The 18,993-nt window shown below is 33.8% G+C and carries 13 protein-coding genes; 8 read left to right on the forward strand and 5 right to left on the reverse strand.

What is annotated here, in order from left to right; translation table 11 throughout:
- Positions 1-7: 7 nt before the first annotated feature.
- From NQQ59_RS10610 to NQQ59_RS10620, 3 genes are all read right to left on the reverse strand, one after another.
- A complete protein-coding gene (locus tag NQQ59_RS10610; protein ID WP_144219114.1) occupies positions 8-1,477 on the reverse strand; it encodes an MFS transporter in 1,470 nt (489 codons plus the stop codon).
- A gap of 174 nt (positions 1,478-1,651) precedes the next feature.
- On the reverse strand, positions 1,652-2,353 hold the full coding sequence (locus tag NQQ59_RS10615; protein WP_144219115.1) for a LytR/AlgR family response regulator transcription factor: 702 nt from the start codon (positions 2,351-2,353) through the stop codon (positions 1,652-1,654).
- Complete coding sequence (locus NQQ59_RS10620; RefSeq protein WP_144219116.1) at positions 2,343-3,395, reverse strand: sensor histidine kinase; 1,053 nt, start codon at positions 3,393-3,395, stop codon at positions 2,343-2,345. The genes NQQ59_RS10615 and NQQ59_RS10620 overlap by 11 nt, the downstream gene beginning before the upstream one ends.
- Before the next feature lie 274 nt (positions 3,396-3,669).
- On the opposite strand from NQQ59_RS10620, the gene NQQ59_RS10625 reads away from it, so the two are divergent.
- The 8 genes from NQQ59_RS10625 (at position 3,670) to NQQ59_RS10660 (ending at position 17,676) form a co-directional block, all read left to right on the forward strand.
- On the forward strand, positions 3,670-6,855 hold the full coding sequence (locus tag NQQ59_RS10625; protein WP_144219117.1) for a SusC/RagA family TonB-linked outer membrane protein: 3,186 nt from the start codon (positions 3,670-3,672) through the stop codon (positions 6,853-6,855).
- A 12-nt stretch (positions 6,856-6,867) separates the two neighbouring features.
- Positions 6,868-8,385: a SusD/RagB family nutrient-binding outer membrane lipoprotein gene (locus NQQ59_RS10630; protein WP_144219118.1), complete on the forward strand. Its 1,518-nt coding sequence runs from the start codon at positions 6,868-6,870 to the stop codon at positions 8,383-8,385.
- Positions 8,386-8,444: 59 nt separating this feature from the next.
- The gene (locus NQQ59_RS10635; protein WP_144219119.1) at positions 8,445-9,467 is read left to right on the forward strand and encodes a glycosyl hydrolase family 18 protein; all 1,023 of its coding nucleotides are present in this window, start codon (positions 8,445-8,447) and stop codon (positions 9,465-9,467) included.
- A gap of 138 nt (positions 9,468-9,605) precedes the next feature.
- A complete protein-coding gene (gene nagB, locus NQQ59_RS10640) occupies positions 9,606-11,543 on the forward strand; it encodes a glucosamine-6-phosphate deaminase (protein WP_144219120.1) in 1,938 nt (645 codons plus the stop codon).
- A 152-nt stretch (positions 11,544-11,695) separates the two neighbouring features.
- Entirely contained in the window at positions 11,696-13,756 is a 2,061-nt protein-coding gene (locus NQQ59_RS10645) for a beta-N-acetylhexosaminidase (protein WP_144219121.1), read from the forward strand.
- A gap of 412 nt (positions 13,757-14,168) precedes the next feature.
- Positions 14,169-14,867: a DUF3592 domain-containing protein gene (locus NQQ59_RS10650; protein ID WP_144219122.1), complete on the forward strand. Its 699-nt coding sequence runs from the start codon at positions 14,169-14,171 to the stop codon at positions 14,865-14,867.
- 54 nt (positions 14,868-14,921) lie between these two features.
- On the forward strand, positions 14,922-15,728 hold the full coding sequence (locus NQQ59_RS10655) for a TlpA family protein disulfide reductase (RefSeq protein WP_257698205.1): 807 nt from the start codon (positions 14,922-14,924) through the stop codon (positions 15,726-15,728).
- A 328-nt stretch (positions 15,729-16,056) separates the two neighbouring features.
- Positions 16,057-17,676 (forward strand): ABC-F family ATP-binding cassette domain-containing protein, encoded by a 1,620-nt coding sequence (locus NQQ59_RS10660; RefSeq protein WP_144219123.1) that lies wholly within the window; start codon positions 16,057-16,059, stop codon positions 17,674-17,676.
- 126 nt (positions 17,677-17,802) lie between these two features.
- On the opposite strand, the gene NQQ59_RS10665 is transcribed toward NQQ59_RS10660, so the two are convergent.
- Both NQQ59_RS10665 and NQQ59_RS10670 read right to left on the reverse strand, forming a co-directional pair.
- On the reverse strand, positions 17,803-17,976 hold the full coding sequence (locus NQQ59_RS10665; protein WP_186296638.1) for a hypothetical protein: 174 nt from the start codon (positions 17,974-17,976) through the stop codon (positions 17,803-17,805).
- Between the two features lie 117 nt (positions 17,977-18,093).
- A complete protein-coding gene (locus NQQ59_RS10670; protein WP_144219124.1) occupies positions 18,094-18,687 on the reverse strand; it encodes a dihydrofolate reductase family protein in 594 nt (197 codons plus the stop codon).
- Positions 18,688-18,993 lie beyond the last annotated feature (306 nt).

Here is an 18,993-nt window from a genome sequence, read left to right on the forward strand (position 1 = left end):
TTAAATTTTAGTGTCCACCGCCACCGCCTTCAACGTGGCTGATACCTTGTTTCTTTAAGATTTTTGGACAGTAGAAACCGTAGAATCCTAAATAAGCAAAACCAAGTAATGGTACAATGTAAGAGAAGTGTGTGTAAGTAATTCCTAAAATTCCGTTTGGATTTGTAGCATCTAAATCACAGATACTTCCTTGTAAAAGTGGAATTACACCACCACCAAGAATCATCATAATTAAGAAAGAAGATGCTTTTCCTGTGTTTTTTCCTAAACCTGCAATCGCTAAATCGAAGATTGAAGGCCACATGATAGACAAGAATAATCCGCCAGAAATAAAGAAGAATTTAGCAATTTCTGGGTTTGGCCAAACTAATCCTAAGATCATCATGGTTAATCCTGAAATTCCGAAAAGCATTAATGTTTTTCCAGCGTTTTTACCACCAACGAAACTTACGCCAATGAATAACAAAATCCAGAATGGGTAAATGTAGAATGAAGAAACGTCGTGTGCTGCAAAGATGTTAGCGCCGATAATCACTCCGAATGCTACAGCAGGAACGATAAATTTAAGTGCTGTGTTTACTAAGTTTGAAGTGTTGAAAACGTTAACTCCACCATTCCAACGACCAATCATTAAACTTCCCCAGTAAAGCGCGATAAATGGTGCAATTGCGTCTTCTAAGATGTTTCCGAATTCGTTAGTGTGTAGTAGTGCAGGTAAGTTACTGATGATCGTAACCTCAGTTCCAACATAAATAAAGATTCCTAACATACCCAAGTATAATTGTGGATAGTCAAGAATGTTGAATTTACTGTGTCCATCTTTAATTACCGCTTCTTCCTCTTTTACTGGATTTTCGATTTTGGAGAAATTCATGAAAATAGCAACGGCAATAAAGGCAAGACCTAAAATGATGAAAGGTAATTTAATATCTTCTAATGAAAGAGCTGTTTTTTTGTTGTCTCCCATTCCGAATAAAGCAATTCCTAATAAGATTGCTCCAATTGTTGTTCCGAAAGAGTTGATTCCTCCGGCAAGAGTTAAACGGTGTGCTCCAGTTTCAGGACTTCCCATTTTAATAGCCAAAGGGTTTGCAACAATTTGCTGGATGGAGAATCCTAAACCTACTGTAAATAAAGCTGTTAAAAAGAAAGGAAAGCTTTGAATTGTAGCTGCAGGAACGAATAAAAATGAACCAACAGCTGACAAGATTAATCCTGCTGATAACGTTCTTTTGTATCCGTATTTTTGTAAAACATCTACTTTTAAGGAAACTATAAAGAATATAATTGATCCAACAAAGTACGCTGCATAAAATGCCCAGGCTACTAATTGTGATTGTACTTGCGATAAAGTAAATACTTTTTTGAATACTGGAATCAGGATGTCATTGGCAGACCCAACAAAACCCCAAAAGAAGAAGACGATTATCAACGAGATAAACTGCCCCCATTTGGTTTGCACATTTTCTGAACTCATAATAATAAGGTTAATTTTTTATTTTATTGTTTTTTGAAGACCGTAAATATATTTGTTAGGAGTATCAAAAAAAAATAAAAAGGCATAAATAATGTTAAATTTAAACCAACGACCGTGTTTTTTCAACAAAGTGTTAATTTTAACCTACTTAGAAAATGTAATTCGCAATTATATTTATTCCAATATCTTATTTTTGACCTCTTTACTGTAGTTTCGGCCTATTGGAATGTTATAAGATTGGATCTGAACGCGGTTTCCTTCTATCGATTTTACCTTGTTTAGCGCAATGACATAAGATTTATGAATTCTCAGGAAGCGTTCTGCTGGTAATTCTTCAGATAAAGATGTAAGAGATTTATGAGTAATATAGGTTTTATCTGGGGTGACAACTTTTATATATTCTTTCATTCCTTCCACAAACAGAATTTCTTCAATATTAATTTTCATCATTTTTTTATCGACTTTAATGAAAATATGTGAATCACCTTTTGCGGTTTCAACTTTAATATTGTTTTTAAGATTGTATTCGGTTGTGATTTTATTGATGCATTTTATAAATCTCGGAAGCGGAATAGGTTTTACTAAATAATCTAGCACATCGAGATCATAACTTTCGGCTGCAAATTCTCTAAAAGCAGTTGTAATAATAACTTTGGTTTTACTTTCAATAAGACTTATTAGTTCAAAACCAGTCATCATTGGCATATTGATGTCTAAAAATACGGCATCTACCGGTGTACTGTTAATGAAATCCAATGCCTCCAGAGAATTATTGAACGTAGCAATTACTTCAAAATCTGTAAAATTGGTGAAATAATTTTGCAGGACTTTGATTGCTAAAGGTTCATCATCAATTAATACACATTTAATCTTCATTCTGAGTAGGTATTTGTAATCGGATTATGTAGAAATTTAGTTTGGTTTTCTGTTTAAGGCTGAAATTGTTTCTATAAATGAGCTTTAGTCTCTTTTTAGTATTGACTAAGCCAATTCCTCTTTTTGGATTATGATTTTGTGAAATTACAAAATTATTTAAGATTTCAAAATCAAGGATTTTATTGTCGACAACTTTACAATTGATCTTTATTTTTAAGTTTTTATTGTTTACTCCTCCATGTTTAAAAGCATTTTCTACCAACGAAATAAAAATAAGTGGAGGAACGACAACATCTTCAATATTTGATTCTAAATTGATGGTTACTTCAACATTTTCAAAACGTAATTTTTCAATTTCAATATAATTTTGGATATAATCAATTTCCTTTATTAACGGAACAAACTTGGTTCCTTTTACATCATAAAGAACATATTCCATTAAATTAGAAAGTTTGATAATAACATCTGGAACTTTCTTAGAAGATTCTAATGAAAGGGCATATAAGTTATTTAAAGTATTGAAGAAAAAATGTGGCTGAATCTGATTTTCAAGATATTTTAGTTTAATCTTAAACTGATTTTCTCTTAGAGATCTGTTTCTTTCTCTTTCTCTGAGCCAAGTTAAAGTCAGATAAACTGATGATGCCATTGCAAGAACGTATAATTCACCAATACAAACGGCTACAATGTGATTGATCTCAAACGGATGATATTCTCGATTGGCTTCGGGCCAAATATTTTCGGATATAATGTAATAGGTAAGCGCTGTTTTAGCTAAATAAATGGCAAATAAACTTAAAAGCAATAATAAGGTATACATAATGTATTTCTGCTTTAGGACATATTTAGGGACTAAAACAAATAAGTTCAAATACACTAAAGGAATTACTAGTGAAAATTCGATTAAATTCGATTTGAATGCATAAGGATAATCATTAAAGTAAGCTCCCCATCTTAAAAAGTTTAAAGTAAAATAGACTCCCCAGAACCAAATGTGATTCTGAAGTTTGATATCAAATTTAACTTTTCTTATTTCTTTCAATTGGTTTTAAGATGTTTGTAGATTTTGGTTTTTCTTAACACTGTGTAATATTGTGCAACTTTAAACAATTAAAGGCAAAGACACAATTTTTTTGAATAAAATTTCGCAAATAAACTAGATTGGTGTGTTATTTTTTAAATGTAACGTTTTCGTAAAACGCATTATTGAATAATTTATGTCGTTGGTTTAAATTTTATTGTCGTTGGTTTAATTTATTTTTTTTAACAATGTCTTAAGAATAATTTTACTTCATAACTAACAAAATAAAATAAACATGAAAAAAATTTTCTCAATCTTTATGATTGTTTTTACGGCGCAATTTATGTTTGCCCAAGTAAAGACAGTCAAAGGTTTGGTAACAGACCAGAAAGGTTTGCCATTACCAGGTGTGACGGTTCTTGTTAAAGGATCAAACAAGGCAAGTCAGAGTGATTACGATGGATTGTATACAATTCAGGCGTCTAAAAATGATGTTTTGGTTTTTTCTTACATTGGATTTAAATCACAATCAGTTACTGTAACAGATGCTTCACAGTTAAATGTTTCACTTGCTGAGGATGCTCAAAATCTTAATGAAGTTGTTGTAACCGCATTAGGTATTAAGAGACAGAAAAAAGAATTAGGTTATGCTGTTCAGGATGTCAAAGGAGATCAATTAAACAAAGTAATTACTACGAACGTGGCAACAGCACTTTCCGGTAAAGTTGCGGGTGTTGATGTATCTATTCCTGCGACAGGTGTTGGTGGAAGTACCCGTGTTATTATTAGAGGTATTTCTAGTATTGGTGAGAGCAATCAGCCGCTTTACATTGTGGATGGTGTGCCAATTGATAACTCAGGATTGTCTAATGATCAGGCAGCAACAAGTAAATGGTTTGATGGTAGAGATAGCGGAGACGGAATCTCAAGTATAAACCCAAACAATATCGAAAGTTTAACGGTTCTTAAAGGAGCTGCAGCAGCTGCTTTATATGGTTCTAGAGCGTTAAATGGTGTCATTTTGATCACTACTAAAAAAGGAAGCAAAGGAGCACTAAAAGTAGAACTTAACAGTGGTGTAAGTTTTGACCGTGTAAATGCTAAATATAGTGACTATCAAAAAGAATACGGTTCTGGATCTAATGGACTTTTACCAGATCCGGCAAGACCTACTGAAGTTTACAGTTATACTACAAACGCATGGGGACCTAAATTTTCTGATACAGTAGGGCAACAAGTTGTAATATTTGATGGCTCTATGAAACCTTATGCAAGAGTTGATAATAATATTCAAGACTTTTTCAGAACTGGGGTTACAATGACAAATGGTATTTCTGTATCTTCTGGAAGTGAAAATGCATTTGTACGTTTCGGTTACAATAATTTAAAAAATGATGACGTAATTCCTAATACAGGTTTAGAAAGAAATGATGCCAGCTTAAATGCAACATTAAAATCTGAAAAATTCACTTTAGATGCTAATGTGAACTATATGGTGGAAAATACTAATAACCGACCAGGGTTAGGAGATTCTCCAAACAACGTTGGATATGCTTTAAGTGGTTTGGCACCAAATATTGATCAAGCATGGTTGAAAAATTCTCAAAATCCAGAAACTGGTGACATGTATCAATGGAATAACAATGTGTACTCATTGAACCCTTATTGGATTGTAGATCAAAATCATAATGCAACTAAGAAAAACCGTTTTATGGGTAATGTTACAGGAACATACCAATTGAAAAAATGGGTTGGATTAACTTTTAGAACTGGTTTAGATACTTATACTTTTGATTCTAAAGATTTCATGGAAGGTGGTAACACATGGCCAGGAAGAGATAATGGTTACTTAGGTATAGAAGGAATTAAAGTTTCTGAAATGAATACAGATATCATTGCTACTTTCAGTGATATTAAATTAGCAAATGATTTCACTTTTTCTGGAATTTTAGGTACTGGTAGAAGAGATTTTAGAAGAGAGCAAAACTCTAGATTCGCAACTAACATTATCGAGCCAGGAACAGAATATATTAGTAATTTCTCTAATCAAACAGAAAATGCTCCTTTAGAAACAAAAACAAGAACGAACTCAGTTTATGGTTCTGCAAAATTTGATTATAAAGGATATTTATATGCTGAATTTACAGGAAGAAATGACTGGTTTAGTGTAATTAATAAAGATGCTTTTTATCCAGCAGCTTCTATGGGATTCATCTTCTCTGATGCACTTGGTCTTCAAAGCGATACTTTCTCTTATGGTAAATTAAGAGGTTCATGGGCGCAAGTTTCAAATGCTCCTGGAGCTTATAAAAATGCATTAAACTATACAACTTATTCTTCTTATAACGGAGGAAGTGTGGTTAACATTAAAAATACTTCTGCACCAAATCCAAATTTAACCTACCAATCTAAAACTGGAATTGAGTTTGGTGTTGAAACAGCTTTCTTCAAAAATAGATTAAGAGCAGATATTACAGTGTATCGTGAAGATACTTCAGATCAAACTATAGATTTGCCTTCATCTGCAACTTCTGGATATGAATTTATCTCTGTAAATGCTGGTAAGTTACGTAACGAAGGTATCGAGGTATTCTTATCTGGTACACCAATCAAAACAAAAGATTTTGAGTGGGGAATTGATTTGAACTTCTCTAGAAATAAAAACTCAATAGTGTCTTTACATCCAGATATTGATACTTATACAATTTCAGAAGCTCGTTGGGCTGGAGCTGCAATTGTTGCTCAGGTTGGAGGACAATACGGAACCATTATGGGGAAAGATTTCTTGAAAACACCATCTGGAGAAAAAATTGTTGGAGCTAATGGTATGCCTTTGTTTACAGATAATAAAGTGGCTTTAGGAAAAGGTCTTCCTGATTGGGCAGCAGGTTTAACAAACCGTTTCTCTTACAAAGGAATTACACTTCAGTTCTTAATTGATATGAAATTTGGAATGGATGTATATTCTATGACAAATGCACTTGCCGCTCAAAAAGGTCTTTTGGATATTACAACTGAAGGTAGAGATGCTTACAATGCTGCAAGAGCTCAGGCTGTTGCAAATGATCCAAACTTTAGTCAGTCAACTTGGGTTCCTACTGCAGGTTATGTAGTTAAAGGTGTGGTAAACACTGGTACAGCAGAAAATCCAAATTATGTACAAAATACAACTCCTGTAAATCCTCAGGATTACTGGAGCAGTGTTTTCAATAATACACCGGCACCGTTTGTTTATGATGCTTCTTACGTAAAACTTAGAGAGGTAAGTTTAGGATATACAATTCCTGGAAGTGTTTTCGCTGGTTCAAAAATTAGTTCAATTTATGTTTCAGCATTTGCTAGAAATCTATTGACTTTTAATAAAGATTTACCAAACGTTGATCCTGAATCTATGTATACTTCAGGTAATGGGCAAGGTTTTGAATATGGTTCTTTACCATTTAGAAGATCGTATGGTTTTAATCTTAAAGTTACATTCTAAAAAATAGAAATTATGAAATTTAAAAATATAATATTAGCTGCACTTGTAACTTTTGCTACGGTAAGCTGTACAGACAACTTTGACGAATTGGAAAAAGATCCAGTTGCGTTATCTGCAAATCCTGCAGGACAGCTTTCATTTACTCAATTGTGTATGTCTGGTGACGGATATTACCAATGGAGAGCCAATCTTATCTATTCTGGAGGATTTGTACAGCACTATGCGGGAGCATGGAATGTAACAGAATTTGGAAGCAAGTTTAAGAAAAACGACGACTACGCAACTGCATTGTGGAGAAACGGATATGCTAATGAACTGAAAAGTATCGTAGACGTTCTTGAAAAAACAAGTGGAAAAGCGGATATGGTAAATATGAATGCTGTAGCAAAAATCATGAAAGTAATGATTGCTCAGCGTATCACAGATTTATATGGTGATGTTCCTTATTCAGAAGCAGGTTTAGGTTTCTCTAAAGGAATTGTAACACCAAAATACGATAAGCAACAAGATATCTACAATATGTTCTTCAAAGAATTAGAAGAAGCTTTTGTACAATTAAATGATAATGGTGGTGCTATTAAAGGTGACTTGTTTTATAATGGAGATGTTTCAAAATGGAAAAAACTGGCGAACACAATTCGTTTGCGTTTGGCAATGAGAATCTCAGAAGTTAGTGCAGCAGAAGCAGAAAAACAAGCAAAAGCGGCATTCCAAAATGGTGTTTTCGAGAGTAATCTTGATAACTGTATCATGAAACATTTGGATTATCCTTTTAATGATACTCCTGGAGCACTTGATTTTAGAGGAAATGGTCTTTCTTATGCGCTTATCGGAAACGAAAATGGAGATCACTTTAGTTCTCTAATGATTAATTTCTTAAAAAACAATGGAGACCCTAGATTAACAATGCTTGCTACTCCAAAAACTGGCGGTGCAGCAGGTGGTGCTCCTCTTCCTGGAGAAGATTTGTACATAGGAAATACACCTGGACTTTTTCAATGGGAAATGCCTGGTGGTTCTAACGCAATCTCTGGAATTCAGCCTTATTTAAAACTAAGAACAACGCCGTTTTTACATGTAAGTTATTCAGAATCACAATTGTTATTGGCTGAAGCGGCATTTAGAGGATGGGTTACAGGTTCAGCAGCCGATTACTATAAAAAAGGTGTTGAAGCAGGTATTAGACAATTGGAAATTTACGGAGCGGCTGCGCCAACTGCCGCAGCTATCAACACGTATTTAGCGGCAAAACCATTAGTTGCAGGATCTGAAAAAGAACAAATTGCAACACAGCTTTGGGTTACTTATTTATTCAACAGTATTGAAGCTTATTCAAACTGGAGAAGAACAGGATTCCCTCAATTGCTTCCAATTACAAATCCAGATTCTGAAACAAATGGTGTTACGCCAAAACGTTTATACTATCCAAATGATGAAATGCAGAAGAATGGAGCTAACTATACAGAAGCTTTATCAAGAATGGGAGGAACAAATGACTGGCTGAACAAAGTTTGGTGGGATGTAAACTAATAAAAAACTAAAGATGTGCCTAATAAGGTATTATTTAAATCTAATTAAGATTAAAAATTATGAGTAAAAATAAAGCCTTGTTAGGTATCCTCTTTTTCATAAGTTCACTTATATCTGTTTACAGCTGTACTTCTCAAAGAGATTCAGAAAATGATGATGTTAAACAAAAAAATGCCAGAGTAGTAGGATATCTGTCTACGGATAATTTTGATAAAATGACCTCCATTCAGTTTTGTAAATTGACGCATTTGAATGTAGCATTTGCAAATCCTGATAAAAACGGAAATCTTGTTTTTTCAGGAGATATTGATGGACTTATCAAATATGCAAAATCTGTTAATCCGAATATTGTAATTAGTATTTCTTTAGCCGGAGGTGTAATTTCAGAAGAACAGGCATCGAATTGGTCTTGGTTAATCGATAAGCCAGAAAACAGACCTGTTTTAATTCAGAACATTGTAAATTTTGTAGACCTTCATAAGTTGGATGGCGTTGATGTAGATTTAGAATGGGATGCCGTAACAGTCGGATATAGTGGTTTTGTTTTAGAATTAAAAAAGAGTCTTCTAGAACGTAAAAAACTGATGACTGCTGCATTACCAAATAATTCTCGTTTTGCAAATATAAGCGCTGCCGCTTTACAAGCTTTTGATTTTATAAATGTTATGGCTTATGACAGCACTGGTCCTTGGGCGCCGAACAAACCAGGTCAGCATAGTTCTTTTGCTTTCGCGAAAGAGGGAATTGAATTTTGGAAACTTCAAAATGTTCCAAGTGAAAAATTAACTCTTGGAGTGCCGTTTTATGGCTACAATTTTACTAATCCAGAAGTTACAAGTTCAAAATACGGAGAAATTGTGGCAACAGGAAAACAATTTGCAGAGCTTGATGAATTGGGTAAAATATATTACAATGGTAGACCGACAATTGCTCAAAAGGTAGAATACGCCGCTCAAAATACAGGCGGAATTATGATTTGGGAATTGTCGCAAGATTCTTTTGACGAATATTCTTTATTGGAAGTAATTCATAAAAAATATACTTCCTTAAAAGTAAAAACGACAAATCTGTGTGGCAACTAAATCATTGTTTTAACAAACATCAAAAAAATAAAAATCATAAGGTTTTAAGTTTGGTTAGTAGTAAATGGTATAGGCAGTAAAAGCTGTCTATACTATTTCTTAAAACCAAAATGGTAATTACTACAAAAAAGAAAAGAAATGAAAAGTGCTTTAGAAATAAAACCTGATATCAGTTATAAAAGCGCCGGAAAATTTGAAGAAACGCGATTTGAAAAAATTCATAACGAAATCTTCAAAAGTTCTGTCGAAGCTTCTGTAATTGTAGCACAGGAAATTGCGCAGCTAATTCGATCTAAACAAGAGAAAAACAAATCTTGTGTTTTGGGTTTAGCTACAGGTTCTTCTCCTATAAAAGTTTACGAAGAACTGGTGAGAATGCACAGAGAAGAAGGACTAAGCTTTAGCAATGTGATCACTTTTAATCTGGATGAATATTATCCGATGACGAAAGAGAACAATCAGAGCTATCATTATTTCATGCATGAACATCTCTTTAATCATATTGATATCAAACCTGAAAACATTAATATTCCTGATGGTACAGTAGCCATTGACGAAATCAATCAATATTGTATTGATTACGAAATGAATATTAAAAATGCTGGAGGTCTTGATTTTCAGTTATTAGGAATTGGACGAACAGGTCATGTTGGTTTTAACGAACCAGGTTCGCACATCAATTCAGGAACTCGAATTATTACATTAGATCATATTACGAGAGTCGATGCTTCATCTGCTTTTAATGGGATTGATAATGTACCGAAACGTGCCATTACAATGGGGGTTTCAACCATTATGCGATCAAAACGTATTGTTTTGATGGCATGGGGACAAAACAAAGCAGAAATTATCAAAAGAACCATTCAAGGCGATATCAGTTCTGAAGTTCCAGCTACATTTTTGCAAAATCATCCTAATGCGACTTTTGTTTTAGACCAATCGGCAGCAACAGAATTAACCCGTTTTAAAACTCCTTGGTTAGTTGGTGAATGTCTTTGGACTCCTGAAATGAAAAGCAAAGCCATTGTTTGGTTGTGTCAAAAAACAAAACAGTCTATTTTGAAATTGACCGACCGTGATTATAACAATAACGGAATGTCTGATCTTTTGGCACAAGAAGGTTCTGCGTATGATATGAACATTAACATGTTTAATATTTTACAACATACCATTACTGGATGGCCAGGTGGAAAACCAAACACAGATGATTCTTATCGTCCAGAAAGAGCAAATCCGGCAAAAAAGAGAGTCATTCTTTTTAGTCCGCATCCAGATGATGATGTAATTTCTATGGGAGGAACTTTTTCTAAACTAATCAAACAAGGTCATGATGTGCATGTCGTATATCAAACTTCAGGAAATATTGCGGTTTCAGATGATGAAGCGTTAAAATTTGCAGAAGTTGCGAGTGATTTTGTTGGAGAAGACAAAGCAGATATCAATTTCAAAGCTGTAATTAATTTTCTAAACAACAAATCAGAAAACCAAATTGATTCTCTTGAAGTTCGAAAATTAAAAGGATTAATTAGAAGAAGAGAATCTTACGGAGCAACAAGATACATTGGTTTAAAAGATGAAAATACACATTTCTTAGATCTCCCTTTTTATGAGACAGGACAAGTAAAAAAGAATCCGTTAGGACCAGAGGATATTACTATTGTAAAAGATATCATCGCTAAAATAAAACCGCATCAGGTATTTGCTGCTGGTGATCTAGCAGATCCACATGGAACGCATGAAGTTTGTTTGAATGCCATTTTTGCTGCATTAAAAGAACTTAAATCAGAACCTTATATGGATGATTGTTGGCTTTGGCTTTACAGAGGAGCTTGGCACGAATGGGATATTCATGAAATAGACATGGCAGTTCCATTGAGTCCGTCTGAGGTATTATTAAAGCGTAATGCTATTTTACATCATCAGTCTCAAAAAGACAGAGTGATGTTTCAAGGAAATGATTCACGAGAATTTTGGGTGAGGGCAGAAGATCGTAATAAAAATACGGCCATTTTATATGATGAATTAGGTTTGGCCGAATATGAAGCAATAGAAGCTTTTAAACGTTTTGATTACTAATTAATTTTTACAGATTCATTTAATAATGAATCGAATAACAAGATTCGGATTGATCCCATTGCAAAAGTGAGGTAAAGCAGAAGACTCTCTGAATTTTGTTTTTTTAATAAATTCAGGATACTTAAAAACTATCCAAACCAAAAAAAAGAAAAATGAAATATCTATTTGTACTATTGTTTGCAGGCATATCTGCAGGCGCTCAGATTCAGAAAGAGCAGCTCAATCTTATGCCATGGCCTCAGAATGTTGTTGTTAATGAAGGTAATTTTACTTTGAATAAAAATTTTAAAGTAAATATTACAGGTAATCCCAATCCAAGAATTTTTGGAGGAGTAACGCGTTTCTTGCGCCGACTAGATGGTAGAACAGGTATGTTTTTCCAACAAGGATTTATTACAAAATTAAACGAGGTTCCAAACGCAGAATTGCAAATCAATTGTACTAAAAGTGGAAAAATTGGTTTGTATGAAGACGAAAGTTATCACTTGGATATTGCTTCGAATAAAATTATCATAAATGCGTCAAGTGATTTAGGTGCTTTACATGGCTTGGAAACCTTATTACAAATGCTGCAGAATAATGCATCGTCATTTTACTTTCCGGTTTCAAAAATATCTGATTTTCCAAGATTTACTTGGAGAGGTTTAATGATTGATGCTTCAAGACATTTTCAGCCAGTTGATGTAATCAAAAGAAATATAGATGCTTTGGCAGCAATGAAAATGAATGTTTTTCACTGGCATTTGGTTGACGATCAAGGCTGGAGAATCGAAATGAAAAAACACACCAAGTTTATCGAATTAGCATCAGATGGACTTTATTATACACAAGAGGAAATTAAAAATATCGTAAAATATGCAGATGAGCGCGGTATTTTAATTGTTCCAGAAATAGATGTTCCAGGTCACGGATCAGCAATTTTGACGGCTTATCCAGAAATTGGAAGTAAAGTAATTACGCTGACAGGAGGAACATCCGAAAAAAATATTCAAGGTACAGCAATTGCAACCTATGGAATTGAAAGAAATGCGGGAATTTTTTCTCCAACATTAGATCCTTCAAATCCTAAAACATATCAAATTTTAAGTGAAGTTTTTGATGAGGTTTGTCCTTTATTTCCAGGTGCTTATTTTCATATTGGAGGAGATGAGAACGAAGGAAAAGATTGGGATGCAAATCCGAAAATTCAAGAATTTAAAAAGAAACACAACTTAAAAACCAATCACGAATTACAGACTTACTTCACTATGCAATTGGCTCCGATGTTGAAAAAACATGGAAAACAGTTAATGGGCTGGGAGGAAATCTTAACTAAGGATTTATCTAAAGAAGCAATTGTTCACTCGTGGAGAGGTCCAAATGAAGGAATGACAGCTGGACAATCTTTGGTAGATGCTGTGAAAAAAGGATACAAAACAGTTTTGTCAAACGGATATTATATTGATTTAATGTATCCAATTGCTAGTCATTATCTAAATGATCCAATGCCAAAAGGAGTTACTCTTTCAGCAGAAGAAAAAGCAAGAATTTTGGGAGGTGAAGCAACCATGTGGACAGAATTAGCGACATCTGAAACAATCGATTCAAGACTTTGGCCAAGAACAGCGGCAATTGCAGAAAGACTTTGGTCTGCAGAAGATATTACTGATGTCGAAAATATGCGTAAACGTTTAGAAACTGTTTCTTTCAGATTGGAAGAATTAGGCGTTACACACATTCGCAACAAAGATGTGATTCTTAGAAATATTGCAAATAATCAAGATATTAAACCGCTTGAAGAATTTTCGTATGTGAGCGAACCATTAAAAGGATACACTCGTAACAAAGGTGGAACAGAATATCAAATGTACTCTCCGTTTACTTTATTCGCAGACGCTTGCGGTCCAGATTCGAAAGATTCTTTAGCATTTGATACTGCAGTAAGTCAGTATTTAGCCAATAAATCGGCAGAAAATAAAGCCAAAGTCGCGGCATTTTTCAATAAATGGATTGCGGTACACAAAGATTTGACAGCACTTAGTGCCAATGCACCATTGGTACAGCCGATACTTCCTTTATCTAAAAAGTTAAGCGATGCTTCGCAGGAATTATTATTGGTTTTGGATAATAAATCAGCTTCTAGTAATTTGAAAAATCTAGTAGAAGATTGTAATACAAAAGATCATGCAGATGTAGAACTAGGTGTTTATACAAGCTTGAAGAAATTATTGTAAAATTAGTTTGAATTAGTGTTTAGTAATTTATTGCCATTATTGATTTAAAATGATTTATCTCTGCCAGAAAACAATTTGGCAGAGATATTTACAAAGATGTTTTGCTGGTCAATTCCATTTGATTGGTTTAAGATATATTTTCAAGAGTTAATAACAAAGTTCATGAAAATTAATTGAGGTAAAATTTTTGGTGGGTTAAAATTGAGTTTGGTTATTTATTTTTTAATCTAAATTTTATTTCAAAACAATGTACCGAGTTTAGGTAATTTGTTATTTGGTTTTTACCTATACGAGGACATTTATAAAACCTGGCAATTCGTTGTCAGGTTTTTTTATTAAAAAAAAGTTTCAATTTATTAGGAAGAAACTCTTTTAACGTTATTTTTACCACAACTAATCAAACCCATAACTAATGAAAATTTTTTCAATTTTTAATTTTGTATTCTCTATTGTTGGTGCTGGCTTACTGGCTGGAGCAATTTATCTTTATGTAGACAAACAAGCTTTTTTAGCGAAAGCAGAAACCGTGCAGGGAACCGTTACAGAACTGATTCCGAAACGTTCTAAAGAATCAACAACTTATAGTCCTGTGTTTTCTTTTACAACAAAAACGGGTCAAACCATTATGCATCATTCATCAGTAAGCAGTAGTCCGCCGAGTTATGATGTTGGGGAGAAAGTGGAAGTTTTTTATGATCCAGAAAACCCTAATAAAGCTGAAATAAAAGGTTTTGTGTCGCTATGGCTTGGCGTATTGATTTTAGGAGTTGTAGGGACAGTTTTCTTTTTAATAGGTTCTTTAGGAATTGTATTCCGTTGGCTTAAAAAAAGAAAAACGCAAAATTTACGCGAAACAGGAAAACCTATTGCAGCAAAATTTACACAAGTGCAATTAAATACCAATCAAACATTAAACGGTCGAAATCCTTTTCAAATTTTAAGTCAATGGCAGGATCCAAAGACCGATGAATTGTATGTTTTTAAAAGTGATAACATTTGGTTTGATCCTACAGATTTTGTAAAAACAGACACTGTTAGAGTTTTCATTGATCCAGAAAATCCTTCAAAATATACTATGGATACTTCTTTCTTACCAAAACTTAAAAATTAGAAATAAAGCAAGCTTAACCGTTTAGTAAGCTTTACGGTTAAGTAAAACTAAATTTTGATTACTTTTGAAATCAAATACAATGTTTCAGAATCCATGCGTCAATTCTTCAGTCTAGTTACTTTTCTTTTTGTTTTTTCTTTAAATTCCCAAAATAAATTCGGAAATCCAGAAGTTGATCCCTTACAAATTCAGAAAACCTACGAGCAATGGTCGGTTTATAATAAAGGGATTATGCTTTCCAGAGATTTCAAAGCATTGGATGCTGAATCAAAAGAAATAACTAAAGAAACTTTTTTAGATCAATTGGCAAATGGAAACTTCATTCCGATAAAAATAAAATCTGAAAAAGATAGTTGCGTTTACAAGCTATTCAAAATTCAGCCCAAAACCGACTCAAGCATAAAAGCAACAATCAATCAAATTGGTTTTGATGCTTACAAAAACTTCAAAATGGAAGGAACCGCTTTTCCTGAATTTTCATTTAAAGATTTGAACGGAAATCTGCTTACGAACGAATCCATGAAAGGGAAAATTATCGTAATAAAATGCTGGTATATTCACTGCGCGCCCTGCATTAGGGAATTTTCTCAAGTGAACAAATTAGTGGAAGATTATAAAGACAGAAAAGATATTGTTTTTATAAGTTTAGCCGAAGATTCTCCAGAACAATTAAAAACGTTTTTAGCGAGAAAACCATTGTCTTATTCTGTAATTCCAGATATGAAAGAATACATGAATAATGCTTTACAGTTGAATTCTTTTCCAACACATTTTATCATCAACAAAGAAGGCTTAATTTCAAAAGTGCTTCCAAATTTCGAGAGTTTAGAGGTCGCTTTAGCGAAAGAAAGTAAGTTGTAGTTGAATCTCGAAAAGTCGCAAATGCAAAAAGTTTTTAAGCAAAGTAACCCCATTTTTGTCATTTCGACGAAGGAGAAATCTCCGTAAGTAGCTCCGCACTGATAAGCCAATCTTTGTAGAGTTTCTTGCGAAGATTTGCTTCGCCTGTTCGCTATCGCTCGGGTCTCCTTCGTCGAAATGACAAGATTGTGTGTAAATAATCTGGCAAAACAAAACTTTATTGCGAGAGAATTTTCGTTCGGATATAAAAAAACCTTAGCACCTTAGCATCTTTGCAACTTAGAACCTTTTTCACTACTTTTGCACCAAATTAATTAAAAAGACATTCATGTTAACAGTCAATAATTTATCAGTTCAATTTGGTAAAAGGATTTTATTTGATGAAGTAAATACAACTTTCACTCACGGAAACATCTACGGAGTTATTGGAGCCAATGGTGCTGGAAAATCTACTTTTCTAAAAATCATTTCAGGTGATATGGACCCAACTTCTGGGCATATTCACTTAGAGCCAGGAAAACGTATGTCGGTTTTAAACCAGAACCACAACATGTTCGACGAACATACTGTTTTGGAAACCGTTTTAATGGGGAATAAAGTTTTGTATGCTGTTAAAAAAGAAATGGATGAACTTTATTTAGATTATAACGATGCCAATGCGGACCGAATTGGAGAGCTTCAAGTTCAGTTTGAAGAAATGAACGGTTGGAATGCCGATTCTGACGCAGCCTCAATGTTATCTAACTTAGGAATCACAGAAGCAGATCATTATACTTTAATGGCTGATATGGAAGGAAAAATGAAAGTACGTGTGCTTTTGGCGCAGGCACTTTTCGGAAATCCTGATGTATTGATTATGGATGAGCCTACCAACGACTTGGATTTCGAGACAATCGCTTGGTTAGAAAACTTCTTGGCAAACTACGAAAACACTGTAATCGTTGTATCTCACGACCGTCACTTTTTAGATGCGGTTTGTACACATATTTCTGATATTGATTTCGGAAAAATCAATCACTACTCAGGAAACTATACGTTCTGGTACGAGTCTAGCCAATTAGCGGCAAAACAACGTGCACAGCAAAACAAAAAAGCAGAAGAGAAGAAACAAGAATTGGAAGAATTTATTCGTCGTTTTAGTGCAAACGTGGCGAAATCGAAACAAGCAACTTCTCGTAAAAAAATGATTTCGAAATTGAATATTTCTGAAATTAAACCTTCAAGCCGTCGTTACCCTGCGATTATTTTCGATCAGGATCGTGAAGCTGGAGATCAAATCTTAAACGTAGAAAACTTATCGGCATCTGTAGATGGCGAAGTTTTATTTAAAGATATTAACTTGAATATGGCGAAAGGCGATAAAATCGTTCTTTTCTCTAAAGATTCACGTGCGACAACTGCTTTCTACGAAATTTTAAATAACGAACAAAAAGCAGATTCTGGAACTTTCGATTGGGGAATTACAACCAACCAAGCGTATTTACCAGCTGAAAACCACAAATACTTCGAAAATGATTTAAGTTTAGTAGATTGGTTACGTCAGTACGCTAAAACAGAAGAAGAGCGTGATGAGGTTTTCATTAGAGGTTTCTTAGGGAAAATGATTTTCTCTGGAGAAGAAGCTTTAAAAACGTCTAGAGTTTTATCAGGAGGAGAAAAAGTGCGTTGTATGTTGTCTAGAATGATGATGGAGCGTGCTAACGTTTTGATGCTTGATGAGCCAACAAACCACTTAGATTTGGAGTCTATTACGGCTTTCAACAACTCATTGAAAAACTTTAAAGGTTCTGTAATTTTCACAACTCATGACCACGAGTTTGCACAAACTGTTGGTAACCGAATTGTAGAATTGACGCCAAACGGAGTTATCGATCGTTACATGACATTTGATGAATATCTTGATGATGAAAAGATTCAGGAACAAAGAAAGAAGATGTACAATCTTTAGTTTTTGAAATTCCAATAGGAAAATTCCAAATTCCAAACTTTGACAAAGTTTTACAACCATAAAAAAATCCCAAACTCCAAGTTTAATTGGAATTTGGGATTTTTTAATTTGTAAATTTTATTTTATTTATTTCTTTCCGAACATTTTAGCGAAGATCCAGATAATAATCGCAATGATAAAGATTACGATAAAGATTCCGAATCCCATTCCGGCTTTAAAAATGTCTCCTACTAGTTCACAGCTTGTAAATGAAAATAGTATTACAAATACCATTAACAATCTAAGTATTTTATTTTGCATGATTTTGAGTTTTTAAGTTCAATACTAAAATTACTTCAAGAATCAGGAAAATGTGTTATAGAATTTTTGAGAAATGTTTTAGGATTTTGATTTCGACTCTTTGGTTAAATAGGTTCTTTATTCTCCTATAGTTCCCGTTTTGACTTTTCCTGCTTTTTTGTAGCTTACAGCAATTACTCCGCTGGGCGTAACGGTACTTTCTGCTAAGGTAAATCCTGACGGAGTTGCACTATCTTTGAATAGTTTTTTTCCTTTACCAAGAACGATAGGATAAATTAGAAGAGCAAATTCATCAACTAAATCATGTTCAAGCAAAAGCTGAACAAGTGTCGCGCTTCCCCAAACTTTAATAGATCCGCCTTCAGAATTTTTAAGTTTTTTGATGTCGTCTAGAGACGATAGAAATTCTGAGTTTTCCCAATCTGAGTTTTTTCTCGTAGAAGATAAAACGTATTTGGTAACTTCATTAATTCCCGGCCAGCCTTCAGCATTTTTGGGCCAATAATCTTCAAAAATATCAAATGTTTTTCTGCCTAAAAGAATATCGGCAGGTTTCATTTGTTCCTGCATGACATTGCCGTATTCTTCATCTCCAAAAGGCGCTACCCAACCTCCATATTCAAAACCATCCGAAGTATCTTCTTCCGGACCACCAGGCGCCTGCATGACACCATCGATGGTAATCATGGTTATGACGATTATTTTTCTCATGATTTCTAAGTTTTTGAATTTGACTTAAAATTAATTAAAAATCAGAGAAATGTTTTATAGAATTTTTAAGGAAATGTTTAACGATTTAGCTTCGCATTGTTTTTATTTCCAAAAGTACGAGTGCGGTAATAACGATGATTTCAGTTAAAAAATAAATGATGGCAAATACAGAAATACTTTCGTAATAGTAAATCATAATCAAAAGTGTCAAAACACAATAAAGAATATTAGCAGTACAGATTACTTTTAAAAACGATTTCCAATTTCGCTTGACGAAAAAATAACAACTGATCGAATAAATGAAAA

Source organism: Flavobacterium panacis (genome assembly GCF_024649945.1).
Lineage (GTDB): Bacteria > Bacteroidota > Bacteroidia > Flavobacteriales > Flavobacteriaceae > Flavobacterium > Flavobacterium panacis.